The organism is Kitasatospora sp. NPDC050463 (assembly GCF_040655255.1).
GTDB lineage: Bacteria > Actinomycetota > Actinomycetes > Streptomycetales > Streptomycetaceae > Kitasatospora.
The window spans coordinates 8,517-28,451 of the sequence record NZ_JBFAJO010000019.1 but is presented as its reverse complement, the minus strand read 5'-3'; the positions used below and the strand labels follow the sequence as shown (position 1 = coordinate 28,451).

General features: G+C 73.0%; 17 protein-coding genes. 10 read left to right on the top strand and 7 right to left on the bottom strand.

The window, feature by feature from the left end; genetic code table 11:
• The first annotated feature begins 180 nt into the window (after positions 1-180).
• The 9 genes from rpmH to AB0J08_RS14615 all read left to right on the top strand — a co-directional run bounded on the left by rpmH (position 181) and on the right by AB0J08_RS14615 (position 7,042).
• Positions 181-318 (top strand): 50S ribosomal protein L34, encoded by a 138-nt coding sequence (rpmH, locus tag AB0J08_RS14655; protein WP_148643823.1) that lies wholly within the window; start codon positions 181-183, stop codon positions 316-318.
• An 18-nt stretch (positions 319-336) separates the two neighbouring features.
• Positions 337-765, top strand: coding sequence for a ribonuclease P protein component (gene rnpA / locus AB0J08_RS14650; RefSeq protein WP_360632487.1), 429 nt, complete (start codon positions 337-339; stop codon positions 763-765).
• Positions 762-1,133 (top strand): membrane protein insertion efficiency factor YidD, encoded by a 372-nt coding sequence (yidD, locus tag AB0J08_RS14645; RefSeq protein ID WP_360632484.1) that lies wholly within the window; start codon positions 762-764, stop codon positions 1,131-1,133. The genes rnpA and yidD overlap by 4 nt, the downstream gene beginning before the upstream one ends.
• Positions 1,130-2,290: a membrane protein insertase YidC gene (yidC, locus tag AB0J08_RS14640; RefSeq protein WP_360632481.1), complete on the top strand. Its 1,161-nt coding sequence runs from the start codon at positions 1,130-1,132 to the stop codon at positions 2,288-2,290. Before yidD ends, yidC begins: the two co-directional genes overlap by 4 nt.
• A gap of 87 nt (positions 2,291-2,377) precedes the next feature.
• Entirely contained in the window at positions 2,378-2,908 is a 531-nt protein-coding gene (locus AB0J08_RS14635; protein WP_360632478.1) for a R3H domain-containing nucleic acid-binding protein, read from the top strand.
• 180 nt (positions 2,909-3,088) lie between these two features.
• Entirely contained in the window at positions 3,089-3,925 is an 837-nt protein-coding gene (rsmG, locus tag AB0J08_RS14630; RefSeq protein WP_360632475.1) for a 16S rRNA (guanine(527)-N(7))-methyltransferase RsmG, read from the top strand.
• A gap of 306 nt (positions 3,926-4,231) precedes the next feature.
• Positions 4,232-5,197: a ParA family protein gene (locus AB0J08_RS14625; protein WP_360632730.1), complete on the top strand. Its 966-nt coding sequence runs from the start codon at positions 4,232-4,234 to the stop codon at positions 5,195-5,197.
• The gene (locus AB0J08_RS14620; RefSeq protein WP_360632472.1) at positions 5,194-6,300 is read left to right on the top strand and encodes a ParB/RepB/Spo0J family partition protein; all 1,107 of its coding nucleotides are present in this window, start codon (positions 5,194-5,196) and stop codon (positions 6,298-6,300) included. Before AB0J08_RS14625 ends, AB0J08_RS14620 begins: the two co-directional genes overlap by 4 nt.
• Before the next feature lie 124 nt (positions 6,301-6,424).
• Entirely contained in the window at positions 6,425-7,042 is a 618-nt protein-coding gene (locus AB0J08_RS14615) for a GNAT family N-acetyltransferase (protein ID WP_360632469.1), read from the top strand.
• Positions 7,043-7,150: 108 nt separating this feature from the next.
• On the opposite strand, the gene trxA is transcribed toward AB0J08_RS14615, so the two are convergent.
• The 7 genes from trxA to AB0J08_RS14580 form a co-directional block, all read right to left on the bottom strand.
• Positions 7,151-7,477, bottom strand: coding sequence for a thioredoxin (gene trxA / locus AB0J08_RS14610; protein ID WP_360632466.1), 327 nt, complete (start codon positions 7,475-7,477; stop codon positions 7,151-7,153).
• Between the two features lie 134 nt (positions 7,478-7,611).
• Positions 7,612-8,577, bottom strand: coding sequence for a thioredoxin-disulfide reductase (gene trxB, locus AB0J08_RS14605; RefSeq protein ID WP_360632463.1), 966 nt, complete (start codon positions 8,575-8,577; stop codon positions 7,612-7,614).
• Positions 8,578-8,826: 249 nt separating this feature from the next.
• Entirely contained in the window at positions 8,827-9,789 is a 963-nt protein-coding gene (locus AB0J08_RS14600) for a zf-HC2 domain-containing protein (RefSeq protein ID WP_360632460.1), read from the bottom strand.
• Entirely contained in the window at positions 9,786-10,553 is a 768-nt protein-coding gene (sigM, locus tag AB0J08_RS14595) for an RNA polymerase sigma factor SigM (RefSeq protein ID WP_360632457.1), read from the bottom strand. Before sigM ends, AB0J08_RS14600 begins: the two co-directional genes overlap by 4 nt.
• A gap of 74 nt (positions 10,554-10,627) precedes the next feature.
• Positions 10,628-12,556 carry a serine/threonine protein kinase gene (locus tag AB0J08_RS14590; RefSeq protein ID WP_360632454.1) on the bottom strand — a complete coding sequence of 643 codons (1,929 nt, stop codon included), beginning with the start codon at positions 12,554-12,556 and terminating at the stop codon, positions 10,628-10,630.
• Positions 12,557-12,862: 306 nt separating this feature from the next.
• The gene (murJ, locus tag AB0J08_RS14585; protein ID WP_360632451.1) at positions 12,863-15,421 is read right to left on the bottom strand and encodes a murein biosynthesis integral membrane protein MurJ; all 2,559 of its coding nucleotides are present in this window, start codon (positions 15,419-15,421) and stop codon (positions 12,863-12,865) included.
• 58 nt (positions 15,422-15,479) lie between these two features.
• Positions 15,480-18,005, bottom strand: coding sequence for a DUF6049 family protein (locus tag AB0J08_RS14580; RefSeq protein ID WP_360632448.1), 2,526 nt, complete (start codon positions 18,003-18,005; stop codon positions 15,480-15,482).
• A gap of 364 nt (positions 18,006-18,369) precedes the next feature.
• Here AB0J08_RS14580 and AB0J08_RS14575 point away from each other — a divergent pair, with 364 nt between their 5' ends.
• Positions 18,370-19,818 (top strand): CCA tRNA nucleotidyltransferase, encoded by a 1,449-nt coding sequence (locus AB0J08_RS14575; RefSeq protein WP_360632727.1) that lies wholly within the window; start codon positions 18,370-18,372, stop codon positions 19,816-19,818.
• Positions 19,819-19,935: the final 117 nt, after the last annotated feature.

The following is a 19,935-nucleotide window of genomic DNA, read 5'->3' as shown; positions in this document are numbered from 1 at the left end:
CCGCATGTCCGCGGGTCCACCCGCTCCATAAGGCGCGCAGCACGGGCGCCGTGGATTGCCCTGAACCCCAGCCGAACTGGGAGGACGGGTCGGATTTCCGTATCAGGGGAGATCACGCGGACGCACGGTGACGGCCAAGCGACTCCGCGTCATCCTACGATTCACCTCAGGAGCCCCCGAGTGAGCAAGCGCACCTTCCAGCCGAACAACCGTCGCCGCGCGAAGACCCACGGCTTCCGGCTGCGTATGCGTACCCGCGCCGGCCGTGCCATCCTGGCCGCCCGCCGTGGCAAGGGCCGCAGCGCGATCTCCGCCTGATCCGCGCCAGAGTCTGTTGTGCTGCCCTCCGAAAACCGGCTGCGGCGGCGCCAGGACTTCGCGACCGCGGTGAAACGCGGTCGCCGGGCCGGCCGGCCCCTACTGGTCGTCCATCTCAGCAGAGACGGCGACCCGACGGGGCAGGCCGACCGGACCAGCGACTCCCGCCCGCACGTCGCCGAGGGGACTCCTTCGGCGCGTGCGGGTTTCGTCGTGAGCAAGGCCGTCGGTCCGGCGGTCGTCCGTAACCTGGTCAAGCGCCGACTGCGCCACCTCGTCCGTGATCGTCTGTCCAGGCTGCCCGCCGGTAGCCTGATAGTGGTGCGTGCGCTGCCCCAGGCCGCGTCCGCCTCGTACCAGGACCTGGAACGCGACCTGGACGCGGCGCTGAAGCGGCTGCTGAAGGCGGAGCCCGCCGCCACGGCGCCGACGGGAGCAGGTCGATGAAGTACCTGCTGATGGGTCTGATCAGGGTCTACCAGTGGACCATCAGCCCACTGCTCGGTCCGGTGTGCCGCTATTACCCCTCCTGCTCGCACTACGGCTTCGAGGCCGTGAAGGTGCACGGGGCGGTCAAGGGCGGCGGCCTGACCGTCTGGCGCATCCTGCGCTGCAATCCGTGGACGCCCGGCGGGGTCGATCATGTACCGCCGCGCAAGCACCCGGTGTGGCACCGCCGGCTGCGCGACCTGCTGAACCGCGGGTCCGCCGCCGAACAGCCGGTGGCCACGCCCTCCGCCGGTCCGGACCCCGAGGGCCCGGCGACCATTGGCCCCGTGGGGCCAATCCCAATGTCCAAGGAGCCTGACCGGTGACCTTCTCCTTCCTGAATCCCCTGTACACAGCGGTGTCCTGGATCATCGTCCAGTTCCACTCGCTGTACAGCCACGTCTTCGACCCGAACGGTGGCTGGGCCTGGGGTCTGGCCATCGCCTCCATGGTGGTCGTCATCCGGATCTGCCTGATCCCGCTCTTCGTGAAGCAGATCAAGGCGACCCGGGCCATGCAGGCGATCCAGCCGAAGATGAAGGCCATCCAGGAGCGCTACAAGAACGACAAGCAGCGCCAGTCCGAAGAGATGATGAAGCTGTACAAGGATGCGGGTACCAACCCGTTCTCCAGCTGCCTTCCCATCATCGTCCAGGCGCCGTTCTTCACCGCTCTCTACGGCGTGCTCGCCAAGGTCGCCGACGGCAAGCCGATCGGCGTCATCGACGGCACCCTGCTCGACAGCGCCCAGCAGGCGCACATCTTCGGCGCCCCGCTCTCGGCGACCTTCGTCGGCAGCAGTGAGGTCAGCGTCAAGATCGTCGTCGCCATCATGATCGTCATGATGTCGCTGTCGCAGTTCATCACGCAGCGCCAGCTGATGACCAAGAACGTGGACCTCACGGTCAAGACGCCGTTCATGCAGCAGCAGAAGATGCTGATGTACGTCTTCCCGATCATGTTCGCCGTGATGGGCATCAACTTCCCCGTCGGTGTGCTGGTCTACTGGCTGACCACCAACGTCTGGTCGATGGGCCAGCAGCTGATCGTCATCCGGAACAACCCGACTCCCGGCAGCAAGGCCTGGGACGAGCGCCAGGTCCGGCTGAAGAAGGCCGGCCGCATCAACCCGGACGGCTCGGAGATCAAGGGCGCCCTCTGGGGCCTGCTGCCTCCGAAGAAGACGGCTACGTCCGCCGCGGCCGTCGTCGAGGACGCGGTGCAGGTGCGTCGCCAGCAGCCGCGCAAGCAGACCAAGTCGCAGCGCCAGCACACCGGTGGTGCCCCGACGGCCAGCCTGACCAAGGACGCCCCGGCCCCGGCCGAGGAGTCCGAGGCCCCCGCCCCGGCCGAGTCCGGCAGCGCCAAGCCGACCGCGACCAGGCCCTCCGGGGCCAAGTCCGGCCCGGCCCGGCAGCAGGGCGGCCGGCAGCAGCCGAAGCGCGGTGGGCAGGGCGGCCAGCGGCCGAAGAAGAAGTCCTGACCCGATCTCGGCCCCGGACCGTCCCAGCGGCCCCCTGAACCTCGTTCCCGGCCCACCAACCGGGCCCATCCCCGAAGGAGTCCATCAGTGACGGAAGGCACCACCTCCGCCGTCGAGGTCGAGGACGCTGCCAGCGCCGACGAGAGCCTCATCTCCCGTCTGGAGCAGGAGGGCGACATCGCGGCGGACTACCTGGAGGGTCTGCTCGACATCGCCGACCTCGATGGGGACATCGACATGGACGTCGAGGGCGACCGTGCCCTGGTCTCCATCGTCGGTGACGGCAACGACCGTTCCCTCCAGCGCCTGGTCGGCCAGGACGGTGAGGTGCTGGAGGCGCTGCAGGAGCTGACCCGGTTGGCCGTTCACCGGGAGACCGGCGAGCGCAGCCGCCTCATGCTGGACATTGCGGGCTTCCGCGCCCGCAAGCGCACCGAGTTGGCCGAGCTCGGCGCCAAGGCCGCGGAGCAGGTCAAGAGCTCGGGCGAGCAGGTCAAGCTCCGGGCGATGACGCCCTTCGAGCGCAAGGTCGTGCACGACGCCGTGGCCGCGGCCGGTCTGCGCAGCGAGTCGGAGGGCGAAGAGCCCCAGCGGTGCGTGGTCGTGCTGCCGGCCTGAGACCGGGGAAGTCGATGACCGGCTGCTTCGGCGACCGGTGACCTTCAAGAGGACTCGACCCCGTCCGCCTCGTGCGGGCGGGGTCGTCGTCCCTTCGCGGGGCAGGAGTCCGGCGAGAGATGTTTCACGTGAAACAGTGCGGAGAGCGGGTCGGTGGATCCGGGGAGCGGAGAGGTCGAGATGGACACGGAGAGCGCGGCTGCCGGGGAACCGGCGGCAGGTGCCGGTAGTTCGGCCGCTGAGGGCCCGGGCGGCGACGGCACGGCGATCGAGGGGCCGCCCGAAGCCCCGGCCGTGGCCCGGGAGGTCTTCGGTGACCGCTACGAGGCGGCGGTGCGCTACACCGAGCTGCTGGCCACCGCGGGCGTCCAGCGCGGGCTGATCGGCCCCCGCGAGGTGCCCCGGCTCTGGGACCGCCACGTGCTGAACTGCGCGGTGCTCGCCGAGCTGCTGCCGCCCGGGTCGACCCTGTGCGACGTCGGCTCCGGCGCCGGGCTGCCCGGCATCCCGGTCGCACTGGCGCGTCCGGACGTCTCGGTGACGCTGCTGGAGCCGCTGCTGCGCCGGACCACCTTCCTGGAGGAGGTGGTCCGGGAGCTGGGCCTGGAGAACGTCACCGTGCTGCGCGGCCGGGCCGAGGAGATGGTCGGCAAGCTCGCGGTCGACGTGGTGACGGCCCGGGCGGTGGCACCGCTGGACCGGCTGGCCGGCTGGGGCATGCCGCTGCTCCGCCCGCACGGCCAGATGCTGGCGCTCAAGGGCGACAGTGCCGAGCAGGAGCTGGCCGACTCCCGGGCCGGGTTGGCCAAGCTGGGCGCGGTCGAGTGGACGGTCATCTCGGTGGGCGAGGGCACCCTGGAGACCTCGACCCGGGTGATCCAGGTCAAGGCGGGGGAGAGCCCCGGCGGGGTCAAGGCGGCGACCCGGCGGGCCAAGGCGGCCCGGGCCGGGCGCAATGCCGGAGCCGCCGCGCGCGCCGGCGAGCGGAGCCGGGGCGGACGGCGCCGCAGCCGCTGAGCGTGGTGATGCCCGACACGGGCGGGTGGTCCTCGGGGACCACCCGCCCGTTCGTCGTTCCGGAAGCGGGTCCAGGTTCGGGTCGGGGTGGATGGCGTCGGAGCGACGGGTGGGCAGCCGGTGGGGTGACGACGGGCCACCGGAGTGTCGCACCGTCAGAATTCCGACATTGCGGGCATGGTGTTTCACGTGAAACGTCGCTCCCTGCTTTCCGGAATCCTTGGTCGCAGCCGGGCGGCGACTGTTGCCGCTCCGGTTTCACGTGAAACACTGACCTCCATGCAGGACTCGGAGACCATCGACCAGATCGATGACACGCCCATCGCGCGTGCCGCCCAGGCTGCGGTGCGGGCGATCGGCCGCGCGGGTGAGGGGCTTCCCCGGCCCGCCACCACTCGGGTGATCGTGGTCGCCAACCAGAAGGGCGGGGTGGGCAAGACCACCAGCACCGTCAACATGGCCGCCTCGCTCGCCATGCACGGACTGCGCGTGCTGGTGGTGGACCTCGACCCCCAGGGCAACGCCTCGACGGCGCTCGGCATCGATCACCACGCCGAGGTGCCGTCGATCTACGACGTCCTGGTGGAGGGCAAGCCGCTGGCCGACGTGGTGCAGCCGGTGGTGGACGTCGAGGGACTCTTCTGCGTCCCCGCCACCATCGACCTGGCCGGCGCGGAGATCGAACTGGTCTCGCTGGTCGCCCGCGAGAGCCGGCTGCAGCGCGCCATCGCCGCCTACGAGCAGCCGCTGGACTACATCCTGATCGACTGCCCGCCCTCGCTCGGCCTGTTGACGGTCAACGCCCTGGTCGCCGGCCAGGAGGTGCTGATCCCGATCCAGTGCGAGTACTACGCGCTGGAGGGCCTCGGCCAGCTGCTGCGCAACGTCGAGCTGGTCCGGGCGCACCTCAACCCCACGCTGCACGTCTCCACCATCCTGCTCACCATGTACGACGCCCGGACCAGGCTGGCCGCCCAGGTGGCCGAGGAGGTCCGGACGCACTTCGCACAGGAGGTGCTGCACACCGCGATCCCGCGCTCGGTCCGGATCTCGGAGGCACCCAGCTACGGTCAGACGGTGCTCACCTACGACCCGGGCTCGACCGGTGCGCTCTCCTACCTGGAGGCCGCTCGGGAGCTGGCGATGCGGGCACCGGGCGTCGGTGGCGGTGGTACGTCGGTCGGTCAGCAACGCGCCGGCCAGCAGCAGGGCAGCGAGCCGGGGCAGCACGCCCCGATGGCACAGCACGGTACGACGGAGGGCAATCGGTGAGTGGTCGCAGGGGTCTGGGACGAGGGCTCGGGGCACTGATCCCGGCTGCCACGCCGGCGTCCGGCGGGGCGGCGGCACAGCCTGCGGCGTCCTCGCCCGCGTCGGCCCCGGTGGTGTCCACCGGGACGGTGTCGCCGGTCGCGGTGCCGGTGCTGCCGACGGGTCGCGGCACGGTGGCGGCGAAGGCCGCCGCCGAGAGCCTGCGGGAGCTGGCCGAACGGGAGCAGGCCGAGGCCGCCGGACCGGCCCTCGCCCAGGTGGACGGCGCCCGCTTCGCCGAGCTGCCGCTGGACTCGATCACGCCGAACCCGCGCCAGCCGCGCGAGGTGTTCGACGAGGACAAGCTGGCCGAGCTGGTCGCCTCGATCAAGGAGGTGGGTCTGCTCCAGCCGGTCGTGGTGCGCCAGGTCGCGCCCGAGCGCTTCGAGCTCATCATGGGCGAGCGGCGCTGGCGGGCCTCCCGGGAGGCGGGGCTGGAGCAGATCCCGGCGATCATCCGGGCCACCGAGGACGACAAGCTGCTCCTGGACGCCCTGCTGGAGAACCTGCACCGGGCCGAGCTGAACGCGCTGGAGGAGGCGGCCGCCTACGACCAGCTGCTGCGGGACTTCTCCTGCACCCACGACGAGCTGGCGGACCGGATCGGCCGCTCGCGCTCGCACGTCTCCAACACCCTGCGGCTGCTGAAGCTCTCGCCGGGGGTCCAGCGGAGGGTGGCGGCCGGGACGTTGACGGCCGGCCACGCCCGGGCCCTGCTCGGGGTGCCGGACGGTGAGCGCCAGGAGCAGTTGGCCAAGCGGATCATCGCGGAAGGTCTCTCGGTGCGGACCACCGAGGAGATCGTCTCGGTGATGGACCGCGAGGAGAAGCCGCAGCGGCCGACCGGGCCGAAGGCGGGCAAGCTGCTCTCGCCGGCCTTCAACGACCTGGCGAGCCGGCTCTCGGACCGCTTCGACACCCGGGTCAAGGTCGAGGTCTCGCAGCGCGGCGGCAAGTTGGGCAAGGGCAAGGTCGTCCTGGAGTTCGGCTCGGTGGAGGACCTGAACCGGATCCTGGACAGCCTCGCTCCGGGCGAGGACGGATTGCGGCTGTCGCAGGGCTGAGCGGGGCCGAGGACGGATCTCGACGGGTGCATGTTCCACGTGAGCGGCTGTTTCACGTGAAACATGCACCCATCGGCGTTCGGGGGGAATGCTCGACTGTGGAGTGGACGAGGAGGTGCGGGGCATGGGACGACGGATCGTTCCGCTGACGCTGGACAACCTCGAGGACCTGCCGACGACCTGCCGCTCCTGCGTGTTCTGGGAGCTGGATCCGGTCACCGGTCGGGCGGCGGTCGAGTCCGGGAAGCCGGAGCTGGAGAAGGAGGGGTGGATCTCCGCCGTCCTGCTGGAGTGGGGTTCCTGCGGCCGGGTCGTCTACGTGGACGACAACCCCGCGGGCTTCGTGCTGTACGCCCCGCCGGCGTACGTGCCGCGGTCGCAGTCCTTCCCGACCAGTCCGGTCTCGCCGGACGCCGTCCAGCTGATGATCAGCCGCGTGCTCCCGGGTTACCAGCGGCAGGGCCTCGGCCGGGTGCTGGTGCAGACGGTGGCCAAGGATCTGATGGGGCGCGGGGTCCGGGCGATCGAGGCGTTCGGCGCGACCGGTCGGACCCCGCCGAGCTGTGTGCTGCCGGCCGATCATCTGCTGGCGGTCGGCTTCAAGACGGTCCGGCCGCACCACCGCTATCCGCGGCTGCGGCTGGAGGCCCGGACCACGCTCTCCTGGCGCGGCGACGTGGAGGGCGCGCTGGAGCGGCTGCTGGGCGGAGCCCGGAAGGAGCCGGCGCTGCGGCCGTTCTGAACCCGTCCGCCGGGGGAGGCGGTAACGGCGACGGCGGCGCCCCCCCCGGGTGGGGGAGCGCCGCCGTCGCCGTGGCCGGGCGGGCCGGAGCCCGACCGCCGGTCGGGCCTAGAGGAAGTCGGCCAGCTCGCGCAGCAGCGCGGCCTTCGGACGCGCACCGGTGATCGACTTCACCGGCTCGCCGCCCTTGTAGACGATCAGCGTCGGGATCGAGATGACGTTGTACTGGGCAGCGGTCTGCTGGTTGGCGTCGACGTCCAGCTTGGCGATGGTCAGCTTGTCGGAGTGCTCGGCCGCGATCTCGTCCAGGATCGGGGCGACCTGGCGGCACGGGCCGCACCAGGTGGCCCAGAAGTCGACCAGGACGGGCTTGTCGCTGTCCAGGACGTCGGCCTTGAACGTCGCATCGGTGACGGTGGTGGTGGACGCGGCCACGGGAACTCCTAGGGGTGGAACGGAGGGGGTGCTGCCAGGAGAACAACGGGCGGGCCCGTTCTGTTTCTGCCCGGCCGTGGTGGGGGTGTTCCACGGGGAACACCCCCACCGGGGTTCGGTCGGTGGGGCGGCGGTCAGACCGCCACGGCGGCGGCCTGGGCCTCCAGGTCGGCCAGCGAGGCCAGGTAGCGCTCGGCGTCCAGTGCGGCGGAGCAGCCGGTGCCGGAGGCGGTGATGGCCTGACGGTAGGTGTGGTCGACGACGTCGCCGGCGCCGAAGACACCGGGGATGTTGGTCCGGGTCGAGGGAGCGTCGACCTTCAGGTAACCCTCGGCGTCCAGCTCCAGCTGGCCCTTGAAGAGCTCGGTGCGCGGGTCGTGGCCGATCGCGATGAACAGGCCGGTGACGGGCAGCTCGCGGGTCTCGCCGGTGGTGGTGTCGCGCAGGGTGACGCCGCTCAGCTTCGGGTCCCCGTGGATCGCCTCGACGGCGCTGTCCCACTCGAAGCGGATCTTCTCGTCGGCGAAGGCGCGCTCCTGCATCGCCTTGGAGGCGCGCAGGGTGTCCCGGCGGTGGATGATCGTGACGCTGCGGGCGAAGCGGGAGAGGAAGGTGGCCTCCTCCAGGGCGGTGTCGCCGCCGCCGACCACGGCGATGTCCTGGTCACGGAAGAAGAAGCCGTCGCAGGTGGCGCACCACGAGACGCCGCGCCCGGAGAGCTTGTCCTCGTTCGGCAGATTCAGCTTGCGGTGCTGCGAGCCGGTGGTGACGATCACGGCGCGGGCCCGGTGGACGTTGCCCTCGGAGTCCGTCACGGTCTTGATGTCGCCGGTGAGGTCGACGGCGACGATGTCGTCCGGAATCAGCTCGGCGCCGAAGCGCTCGGCCTGCGCCCGCATGTTGTCCATCAGCTCGGGGCCCATGATGCCGTCCCGGAAGCCGGGGAAGTTCTCGACCTCGGTGGTGTTCATCAGCGCGCCACCGGCGGTGACGGCGCCCTCGAAGACGAGGGGCTTGAGGGCGGCACGGGCGGTGTAGAGCGCAGCCGTGTAGCCGGCCGGGCCGGAACCGATGATGATCACGTTACGGACGTCGCTCACTGCATCTCCTGGTTCGCATCGCGACCCGCGCTAGGGCGGGGAGGGCGGTCCTGCTCCGCCGCCCGGGACAACGACTGACCAGTCTCTCGCATTCCCAGGCCGATCGGCACCAGGCGCCCGCACTGTGGGAGCGTCGGGCCGCACCGGGCGTGGATCGCACGGGAACGGTACGGGTCGGCGGGCAGCCGGGCGAACGGCCCGCCTCCCGAGGGTCGCCGGTCCGGCGGGTCACGCCCGGTACCTCCCCGGTCAGCGGGCCGGGACGGTGCGGTGGAGCCGGACCGGTCCGCAGTCGGGCGAGCGCAGGTAGACGTCGAGCTGATCCGGCCGGCCCGGCACCGCGTACACCAGGAGCTCGACCGGGGAGCCGGCGTAGCTGCCGCGGTCGGTGGCCAGCAGCGGGCCGTCGACGGGTGCCGGACACGCAGGGTCGGTCCCACCGCCGGTGAGCCCCTGGCCGCTCTCGACGGGCGGCGCGGCGGACGGTGAGAAGGGCTTGGCGGGGCCGTCCGGGGTGGCGTCGGCGCGGGTGAGCAGTTGCTGCACCTGGGCCGCGAGCCGGTCGTCCTGGTAGACGGTGCCGGCCGAGAGCTCCGCCTTGGCGCCCGCCGTGGCGCCGCTCGAAGGGGCTCCGGCTGCGGCCGGGGCGCCGGCCCGCACGGCGGTGTCCGCGCCCTGCCGGTCGGCGGGCTGGACCAGCAGCGCGCCGCCGAGGCCGACCGCGAGCAGCGCGGCCGCGGCGCCGAGCAGCACGGCGACCCGCCGGCGGCGCGGACGGGGACGACCCGGACCGGCGGGGGAGGAAGCGGCGCCGACGGGCCGTCCGGGCGGCCCCGGGGGGGCTGTGGCGGAGTGCGCCGCACTGGTGGGGCCACGGAGCGGCCCGGGGCTCGTGGTGCCCCTGTGGGGGCCCTGTGGGGCCGTGGGCCCCGAGGTGGCCCGGTCGGTCGCGTCGGCGCCGGCTGCGGCGGCGAGGGCCGCGTCCAGCCGTGCGGCGACGTCGGCGGGCATGGCCGGGGCCGGCACCTCGCCGAGCAGGGTGCCGATCTCGGCGAGCGCCTCGGCGGTCCCGCGGCAGTCGGCGCAGCCGTCCAGGTGCCGCCGCAGTTCCTCGGCGGTGGCGGGCTCGACCAGGTCCTCGGCGAGGTCGGCGAGCTCGTCGACCGAGGGGTGTGCTCCGACGGGGTCGGGGGAGGAGAGGGGGGCCGTCATCGCGTGCTCGCGTCTCCTTCCAGAATCGGTCGGCCGGTGTCCGGGCCTGTCCCTGTGACGGTTCTGGCCCCGGGCGGGTTCCCCGGGGGCGCCGCGCGGCCGCCCCGGGTGGTCCCGGCCGGCCCCGTCCCACCCGGCGACGCCGGCCCCGGCGGCACTGTTTCACGTGAAACATCGGCTGCGGCGCCGCCCTCGCGCAGATGCCGCACCAGGGGCAGGAGACGGGCCCGGCCGCGGGCGCAGCGGCTCTTCACCGTCCCGACCGGTACACCCAGCAGCTCGGCCGCCTCGGCGACCGGGTAGCCCTGCATGTCGACCAGGACCAGCGCGGCCCGCTGCTCGGGCGCCAGTTCGCCGAGCGCCGCCGCCAGCTCCCGGTGCAGCTCGGCGCGGACCACCGGGGAGTCGGCCGGTTCGGCGGAGCCGACCAGGGAGTCGAGGCGCTGCGGGTCGTCGTCGAGCGGCTTGGTGCGGCGGGAGGCGGTGCGCCGGGCGCGGTCCAGACAGGCGTTGACGACGATCCGGTGCAGCCAGGTGGTGACGGCCGAGCGGCCCTGGAAGGTGTGGGCGGCCCGGAAGGCGGAGACCAGGGCGTCCTGGAGGGCGTCGGCGGCCTCCTCGCGGTCGCCCAGGGTGCGCAGGGCGACCGCCCAGAGCCGGTCGCGGTGGCGGTCGACCAGGTGCCCGAAGGCCTCCCGGTCGCCGGCGACGTGCCGGGCGAGCAGCGCCGCGTCGTCGTCCGTCCGGTCCGTCCGGTCCGCCACTGTCACCCCTTGCCGTTCGTCGCCCGCCGCGCCCCGGTCGCGGCGCACCTGTCGCCCCGTCGCCCGGTCTCCGGTCAGCCGGAGACCTTGACCTCGGCGACGTAGCCGCGGAACTTGCCGTCCGTATCCTTCGGCAGGCCGGTCATCCAGAGCAAGAGGTACCGCGTGGTGACCGGGCTCTCCAGGGTGTAGTCGACCGTGGTGCCGCTCTGCTTGCCGGCCGCCACCGTGAAGTCGCCCGGCTGTGCCTTGGCCGGGTCGCCGGCCGCCTGCGGTCCGGGGATCCGGAGCTCCGCCGTGGTGGAGCCGACGAACTGCACGTTCACCGAGCTGACGGCCTGCGCCGAGCCGAGGTCGAGCAGCAGGCCGATGCCCTCCCGGAGGGCGGGCTTGGGGCCGAGGGGGTCGTTGTACCAGGAGGTGACCCAGGTCGTGCCCGGATCCCCGTCGATGGCCTTGCCGACCGTGTACTTGCCCCCCGGGGAGTCGCCCGCCGGGCTGTACGCCTGGGCGTCCTTGACCGGGACCGGCACCGGGGTGTGGGCGGCGGCGTGCGCGGTCGGCGACGTCCCGGAGGGCGAGGGCCCGGCGGTGACCACGGAGTTCCCGGAGTTGCGCAGGGTGTCCACCAGTTGCCAGGAGGCGACGCCGATCGCGCTGAGCGCGACCGTCCAGGCCGTCACCTTGAGGACCCGGCGCAGTCGGCGCCGACTGCGCCGGACCGGGGCGGGGCGGGTCGCCGCGGGCACCGGCCCGGTGCCGGGGGCGGCCACCACCCGGGTGGGGTTGGGCGCGGTGGGCAGCGCGTGGGTGGTGTGCCGGGGCGGCGGGGTGAAGGCGGGCAGCGCCGTCTCGGGCTGGCGGATCCGCGGCATCAGCGCGATCGCCTTGGCCAGCTGCTCCGGGGTGGAGATCGGCTCGGCGTGGTGCGGCGGGTGGTCGAACAGGGCTCGCGCGGCCAGCTCGGACAGGCCCTTGTGGACCCCGGCCCGGACCTGGTCCGGCGGTACGTCGCGGAGGTTCTTCGGCAGGCCCTTGAGGTCGTAGCGGTCCTCGGGGAACGGCCAGCGGTGGGTCAGCGCGGCGAACAGCAGCGCGCCGATGGCCCGGGTGTCGGTGCGCTCGGCGTCCTCGTCGGCGCCCTCGTCGGGCAGGCCGCGCAGGGCGGCGTCGACGGCGATGCCGTTGATCCGGTACTGGCCGCTGTCGGTGCGCAGCACGCAGCGCGGGGTGAGCCGCAGATGGGCCTGGCCGCGCCGGTGGGCGGTGGCGACCGCGTCGGTGACCTGGCGGACCATCTGGTACGCCTCGTGCGGCTCCATCGGGCCGGTGGCGAGCAGCTTGGCGAGGTCGGAGGCGTGCGGCAGCCACTCCCGCACGACGTAGACCAGCTCGCCCTCCTGGACGGCGTCCAGGACCTGGACGAAGCGTGGGTCGCCGAGCAGCGCGGCGGACTTGGCGGCGGCCAGCACGGCCCGGGCCCGCTGGTGGCCGGAGGCCATCAGGTGGACGCCGACGGCCCGGCGCAGCTTCTCGTCGACCGCCCGCCAGCTGCTGAAGGTCTCGGTGTGGGAGATGCATTCCTCCAGCCGGTACCGGTGGCCGATCATGTCGCCGCTGTGCCGCAGCGGGGCGGGGAGGGTGCGCGGCAGGGTGGCGGTGTCGCGGGGGTCGTGGGTGGGCTGAGGGTCCTGCGGCGGGCGCCCGGCGGGGCGGCCGGAGGAGCCGGTGTCCGGCTTGCGCTCGGCGCCGCCCGCGGAGAGCTCGGCGCGAATCTCGTCGGCGGACAGCGGAGCGGTGATCTCCGAGGTCTCCTCGCCGACGGGGGAGGAGACCTTCGGTGGGCCCGCGTCGGCCTCGTCGGCGTCGTCGGTGCCCTCGCCGGACGTGGTGGACGGGGCCGTCTCGCCGGCGAGCTCGTCGATCGCCGCGGCCAGTGCGGCCTCGTCCGCCGCCCCGTCAGTTGCTGACGTGTCGACGACCGCCTTGGTGCCATCAGCCACCGTGGTCCTGCCTCCCCTTGTGTCGCCCCGGCCTGAGAGAGTCGCTGGAGCGCTCGGGCCGAGGCCCCGTGCTCCAGGACAATTGTGCCCACTCTTCTCCACCGGGTACGACCGCTGAAAGGCCTTCGCGGTTGCGCGCCGGTGGAGAGATGTGGTGCAGATCCGACACTGGGCCGCCGGCTCGGGCCCGGGCGATCCCGGACGCCGACGGCGGCCCAGCACCCGCCCCGTGGGGGCGGAGAAACCCGGCCGTCCGGTTGACGCCGGTTCAGGGCGCCGGTCGGACGGACCGGTTGGTAGGGCGGGTCAGCGGCCCAGTCGGCCGCGGACCATGCCCAGCATGGCGTTCAGTTCCTCGATCCGCAGCTTCTTCGCGATCAGCACGAAGACGGCGAGCTGGAGGCTGCCGGCCACGACGATGGTGAGCACACTGCCCAGCCAGCCGCCGACCACCTGCTGGACCGCCAGGCTGACGCCCACGCCGACCAGCGCGGCCGGAACCGAGGCGGTGATCAGGCGAGTGTAGGTCTTGCCGATCCGCTTGGTGTCCAGGCCGCCGATCTTCTTCTTCAGCTTGGGCACCGCCACCGTCACTCCGACGGCGTACGCGAGGCCGTACCCGAGCGCCATGCCGGTCACGACCCACTCGGAGGGCAGGAGGGCCCAGCAGGCCAGCGAGAACGCGGCCTGGCAGGCCGCCACCCAGACGGTGTTGGAGAACGGCGTCCGGGTGTCCTCGTAGGCGTAGAACCCGCGCAGCATCACGTACTGGGCCGAGTACGGGATCAGTCCCAGCGCGAAGGCGGAGAGCATCAGGCCCACGTTGGTGGCGCTGGCCAGGTCGACGTCGTTGCCGCCCACCGCGTAGATCGAGCGGCCGATCGCCGGGCCGAGCGAGAGGAACAGGAACGCGCCCGGGACGACCGCCACCGCGGTGCTGCGCAGTCCGTACGAGAGGTCGTCGCGCACCGCGCCGGCGTCCTCGTCGGCGGCGGCCCGGGAGAGCCTGGGGAGCACCGCGCTCATGATCGAGACGACGATCACGGCCTGCGGGAGCTGCCAGATCAGCAGGGCGTTGGAGAAGGCCGTGAGGCCGACACCGTTGTGACCGCCCTTCTCGGCGGCGCTGCCGGCCGCGGTGGCGAGCTGGGTGATGACCAGGTAGCCGGCCTGGTTGGCCAGTACGAAGAAGAAGGTCCACTTGGCGAGCCGGGCGGCCTTGCCCAGGCCGTGGCCGCGCCAGTCGAAGCGGGGCCGGTAGTGGAAGCCGGCCGCCCGCAGGTACGGGATCATCGCCAGCGCCTGGACGGTGAGACCGACCAGGGTGCCGATGCCGAGCAGCCGGACGCCCTCGGGAGAGATCGTCTCCGGGGTGACCTCGGTGCTGCCGAAGCCGCCGAACACCCAGAGGTACGCGGAGAAGGTGAAGATCACCACGATGTTGTTGAGGACCGGGGTCCACATCATCGCGCCGAACCGGCCGCGGGCGTTGAGGATCTGGCCCATCACCACATGGATGCCCATGAAGAAGATGGTCGGCAGGCAGTACCGGGCCAGGGCCACCGTGGTGTCGGCACTGGCGCTGTTCCTCATCAGGGGGTGCGCGATCAGCTGGACCAGCAGGGGCGCCGCGAGCACGGCCACGAAGGTCACGCCCGCCAGGCCCACCATCACCAGGGTGAGCAGCCGGTTGGCGTACGCGGTGCCGCCGTCGGCGTCGTTCTTCATGCTGCGGACCAGCTGCGGCACGAAGACGGCGTTCAGGGCGCCGCCGCCGATCAGGATGTAGAGCAGGGTGGGCAGGGTGTTCGCCGCGTTGTACGAGTCGCCCATCACGCCGAGGCCGATCGCGGCGGCGATCACCATCGTGCGCAGGAAGCCGGTGCCGCGGGAGACGAGCGTGCCGGCCGCCATGATGGCGCTGGAGTTCAGCAGGCTCGACACCTTGCCGCCGGCCGCGGGTGCCGGAGCGGCGGCGGGCGCCTCGGTGGCCAGCTCCTCCAGCGGCTCCACCGCGGGCGGGATCTGGACCGCCGCCACCTGCATGGTGGCCTCCTCCTCGGAGAGCGGCGGGTCGAACTCGATCGGCGGCACGAACGGGCGCTGCCCGTCCGGGCCGTTGCGGTGGCCCTGCGGACCGGGGTGGCCGGGGTTCCCGTGGTACGCGCCGGCCGGGGGGAACGGCGCGGACGACGGGAACGGCGCCGGCCCGACCGGCGGGTGGGCTGGCGACTGCTGGGCCGGCGTCGAGCGGGCCGGCGTCGAGCGGGCCGCCGGCTGCTGGGCCGGGGGCTGCTGCTGGGCCGGCGGGCGGCCCGCGGCCTCGGCGGACCGGGCGCCGAACAGGTCGTCCACGCCCACGTACTCGGTGCTCTCGGAGTCCCAGGCGGAGTGCGCCGGGCCGGGCTGCCACTGCTGCTGCTGTTCGTGGCCGGTCCACTGGCCGCCGACCGGAGCCGGCTGCTCCCAGCCCGGTCCGCCCTCCTGCCAGGCCGCCGCCGGCTGCTGCTGCACCGCGCCCTGGTGGGCCGCGGCCTGCTGCGCCTGCGCCGGGGTGTCCCAGCCGGGTTGCATCGGAGGCACGGGCGGGGCGAACGTCGCCGGGGGGACCGGCATCGGGTAGCCGCCGTTCTGCGGCGGCAGCTGCGGCGGCACGTCGTACGCGGCGACCGGCTCCTGCGGTCCGGCCGGCCGGGCGGCCCGCAGGCCGTACGGGTCCTGGTCGTCCTGGTGACCCTGGTACGCGTCGGCCGCGTACGGGTCCTGGGCGTAGGTGTCGGCCACGTACCAGTCGCCGGACGGCGACTCGGCGCCCGGCCGGCCCTCACCGCGGCCCGGCGGCCGCTCCTCGCTGCGCCCGGTCATGTCACCTCTTCGCTGTCGTGGGGGAGGCCGCCCCGGAGACGGGCGGGTATCGGCGGTGTCAAGGACCAACCTTCTCATCACTGGTGGCCCGATCCCGGCCATCTGCGGCGCTGCCGCGCGGTGTCTGCGCGGCTCCTCCACGTTCCGGCCGCTGCGGGCCGTCCTCGTCCGCCGTCCCGCGCCCCGTCCGGTCCGCCGCGTCGTCGGCCGGGGCGGCCCCGTCGGTGGCCGCCGGGGCGTCGTCGAGCGGCTCGTCGCCGACGGGCTCGTCACCGTGCGGCTCGTCGCCGCCGTCGTCCCCCGCCTGGCGCTTGCGCTGGCGGAAGAAGCGCAGCGCCGCCAGCAGGAGCAGCACCAGGGCGCCGCCGAAGACGTAGAGCACGCCGTTGGTCACCGAGGTGACCTCCACCCGGAAGATCTGCGCCTCCCCGTACTTCTGCGGGTTCGGCCCGGTGGTCCAGAGCTGGGCGGTGACGCTCACCGGCCCGTTGTTCTGCGCCTCGGCCGGGAACCGCAGGGTGACGCTCTGCGAAGCGGGCAGCACCAGCTCCTCGGCCGGCCGGATCTTGAGCCGGTTGGCCTGGCTCGGGGACAGCACCAGCTTGAGGTTGGTGACCGGCTGGGTGAGGTCGTTGCGGACGCTGACCTGGAGCACCCCGGTGTCGCCGGCGAAGGTGATGGCGTTCTTCTTGGGCACGTACACCGCCTTGGTCAGCTCGGCGAGGTAGCCCGCCACGCCGTCCCGGTAGACGGAGCCCTCCGGGGGCTGCGCCCGCCACTCCGTCGACATCGAGCGGACCATCGCGGCGCTGAACGGGCCGCGCACCCGCTGCGGCAGGGTGAGGACGCGCATCAGGATGTCCAGATCGCTCTGGATCTTGACGGTGTCGGTCAGCGCCGAGGACGGCAGCTCGGAGGCCCGCGCCTGCGACGGGTAGTCGGTGGCCGCCGGGACGCCGGCGTTGGCCTTCGGATCGGCCGGGCCCTGGGCGAGCACGTCCAGCTTGACCGGGTCCACCCACTTGCCCGCCTGCGCCGCCTGCACGGCCGTGGCGAGCGCCCTCGCGGTGTCGGCGGTCAGCTCGCGGGGCGGCATCACCAGCAGGCCGCGCGGGTTCTGCGGCTCCTGCCGGGAGATCACGAAGGTCTCGGCGAGGAACTGCTGCACCGCCAGGGTCTGCTCCTGCGGCGTGTTCAGGTCCTTCTCGAACAGGGCGGAGACGGCCTCGTCGGCCACCACCGCGTGCTGCCCGTTGCCGATCGGACGGACGGCGGTCGGGGTGTACTTCAGTGCGTCCGGCTCCGGCAGGCTCGCACCGTTCACCAGTACCAGGGAGCTGCCGGTGCGCTGCGCCATGGCCGCGATCTGCTGGTCCAGGTGGCCCTGGTAGGGCCAGGCCACGTCCGAGCGGGTGTCCACCGACAGCCGGCCCTCGACGGTCAGCCGGCCCGCGGTGGCCGCCTTGCCGAGTGCGGCGTCCACGCCCGGGAGCTCGGCGGCGTTGTGCGCGATCGAGGCGATGTCCGGATCGGCGTACGGCAGCGCCACCACCTGGCTGCCCGGCTTCGCCACGGCGGACCGGAGCTTCTCCAGCCAGGCCGCGGCGGCCGCCGAGCCGGCGCCGGCGACGGTGTTGTCCTCCTTCGCCGCCTTCTTCTCGGTGCCGGGCTTCTGCACCCGGTACGGCCTGGTCATGGCGAACGCGGTGTCCAGCAGGTCCGGGTCGACCACCCAGGTCAGACCCGGCAGCGCCGACCCGGTCTCCACCAGCTCGTAGAGCCGGCCGCCCGGCGCGAACTCCGTCGCCAGGCTGTCGTCGCGCAGCACCGAGACGGTCTGGTCGTTGTCGGACATGGTCTGCGCGGCCAGCACCGGGGCGTGGACCAGCGGCCAGAGGGTGGTGAGCTTGGAGGGCTGCGCACCGGTCGAGCCCGGGTCGTAGGGCAGGAAGGTGCGGGCGATGCCCAGCGGGCGGTCGCGCTGGTTGTCCGCGGTCGAGCCCCAGGCGTCCACGGCCAGCTCGTACACGCCCTCGGTGGACAGCTGGAGGTCGCTCACGGCGACGCTCAGCGTGTACGGCTGGCTCTGGCCCGGGCCCAGCTCGTTCAGCGCGTACTGCGGGCTGTCCAGGTCGACGCCGTCGCGGCCGAGCGGGTTGCTCCGGGAGGAGACCTCCGCCAGGTCGCTGCGCGTGGCCAGCGGCTTGCCCAGCCAGGGCTTGCGCACCGCGGCGTGGGCCGACTTCAGCACCGACCTGCCGGCGTTGGTGACGTGTCCGGTGATCGTCACGGTGCCGTTCGGGACGGCCACCGGCTTGTTCACCGTCTCGATGGTCATCACCACCGGGGACTCGGCGGAGACCGCGGTCTCCGCCGCCGGACGGGCGCCCCCGGCGGGCAGCGCACCGGCCGGCACGGCCGGGACCAGCGCCAGCGCGGCGCCGAGCGCGGCCGCGAACCGCCGGACGGTGCGCGCCGCACGGCGCCCCGGACCTCGCCCGTCGGCGGCACTTCCGGTGCGTTCGGCGGCCCGCCCAGGGTGTCCGTCCGCCTCCAGGCCCGAGTGCCGTGCCGGCTCGCCCACGCGCTTCGCCCTCGCCGTTCTCGATTGCTCGCTGCTTGATGCTGTGCTGCTGCGGATGCCCCGCGGGCCGGAAGGACCGGCCGTGGATCAGTGCTTCAGTGGTTCAGTGCTTCAGTGGTGAGGAACGCGTCCGCCCGATGGTCCGGTCGGCCGTGCCGGCGCGCGGCACCGCGGCTCCTCGCCGGTGCCCGAGACTCGCTCCACCCGGCATGGTAACGATGCAGCGGGCGGTGCAGTGTTGCGGGCCTTGGGGTGAGCGCCGGAAAACGCGCGGGCGACGGGGCCGCTGAGCCACGTACCCTTGTGAGCCGTGTCCACTGCCAATGAGCCCACCGCCCACGAGTCCGGCGCCCATCATTCCAGCATCGCCACCCAGGCCGTCCCAGGCCTGAGCGAGGCGCAGACCCTGGGGCTGCAGGAACTGCTCCGGGTGTCCCCGGTCGCCGACGAGATCGCCCGCCGCTTCCAGGCCGCCGGGCACCGGCTCGCGCTGGTCGGCGGCTCGGTCCGGGACGCGCTGCTGGGCCGCCTCGGCAACGACCTGGACTTCACCACCGACGCCCGCCCGCACGAGGTCCTGAAACTGGTCAAGGGCTGGGCGGACGCCGTCTGGGACGTCGGCATCGCCTTCGGCACGGTGGGCGCGCGCAAGGACACCCCGCTGGGCTCCTTCCTGATCGAGATCACCACGTACCGCTCCGAGGCGTACGACCGCACATCGCGCAAGCCCGAGGTCACCTACGGCGACACCATCGAGCAGGACCTCGTCCGCCGCGACTTCACCGTCAACGCGATGGCCGTCGACCTGCCCGGCCGCGGCTTCGTCGACCCGCACCGCGGCCTGGACGACCTGGAGGCCCGGGTGCTGCGCACCCCCGCCACCCCGGAGGAGTCCTTCTCCGATGACCCGCTGCGGATGATGCGGGCCGCCCGCTTCGCCGCCCAGCTGGACTTCGAGCCGGCCCCCGAGGTCGTCGCGGCGATGACCGCGATGGCCGAGCGGATCACCATCGTCTCCGCCGAGCGGGTCCAGGCCGAGCTCAACAAGCTGCTGGTCGCCGCCCACCCCGTCAAGGGGCTGCGGCTGCTCGTCGACACCGGCCTGGCCGACCACGTGCTGCCCGAGCTGCCGGCGCTGAAGCTGGAGCGGGACGAGCACCACCGGCACAAGGACGTCTACGAGCACTCGCTGACCGTCCTGGAGCAGGCCATCGACCTGGAACAGGACGGCCCCGACCTCACGCTGCGCCTTGCCGCGCTGCTGCACGACATCGGCAAGCCGCGGACCCGGCGCTTCGAGTCCGACGGCCGGGTCTCCTTCCACCACCACGAGGTGGTCGGCGCCAAGATGACCCGCAAGCGGATGCGCGAGCTCAAGTACTCCAAGGAACTCACCGAGGACGTCTCGCGCCTGGTCGAGCTGCACCTGCGCTTCCACGGCTACGGCGGCGGCGAGTGGACCGACTCGGCGGTGCGCCGCTACGTCACCGATGCCGGGCCGCTGCTGGAGCGCCTGCACAAGCTGACCCGCTCCGACTGCACCACCCGCAACCGGAAGAAGGCGGGCGCGCTCTCGCGCACCTACGACGGCCTGGAGGAGCGGATCACCGAGCTGAAGGCCCAGGAGGAGCTGGACTCCGTCCGCCCCGCGCTGGACGGCAACCAGATCATGGAGCTGCTGGAGCTGGGGCCGGGGCCGCAGGTCGGCAAGGCGTACAAGCACATGCTGGAGCTGCGCCTGGAGCACGGCCCGATGGAGTACGAGGAGGCGGTCGCCGCCCTCCGTGCCTGGTGGGCCGCCCAGCAGGGCTGAGCGCGACGAGGCGACGCGGGAGGGGTGGCACCGGAAGCTGCCGGGACCAGTCCACGGCGCGGGCGGGGGAGGGCGGTTCGTCGGAGGCCAGAACTCGGTCGAGGGTCCGGGCGGGCC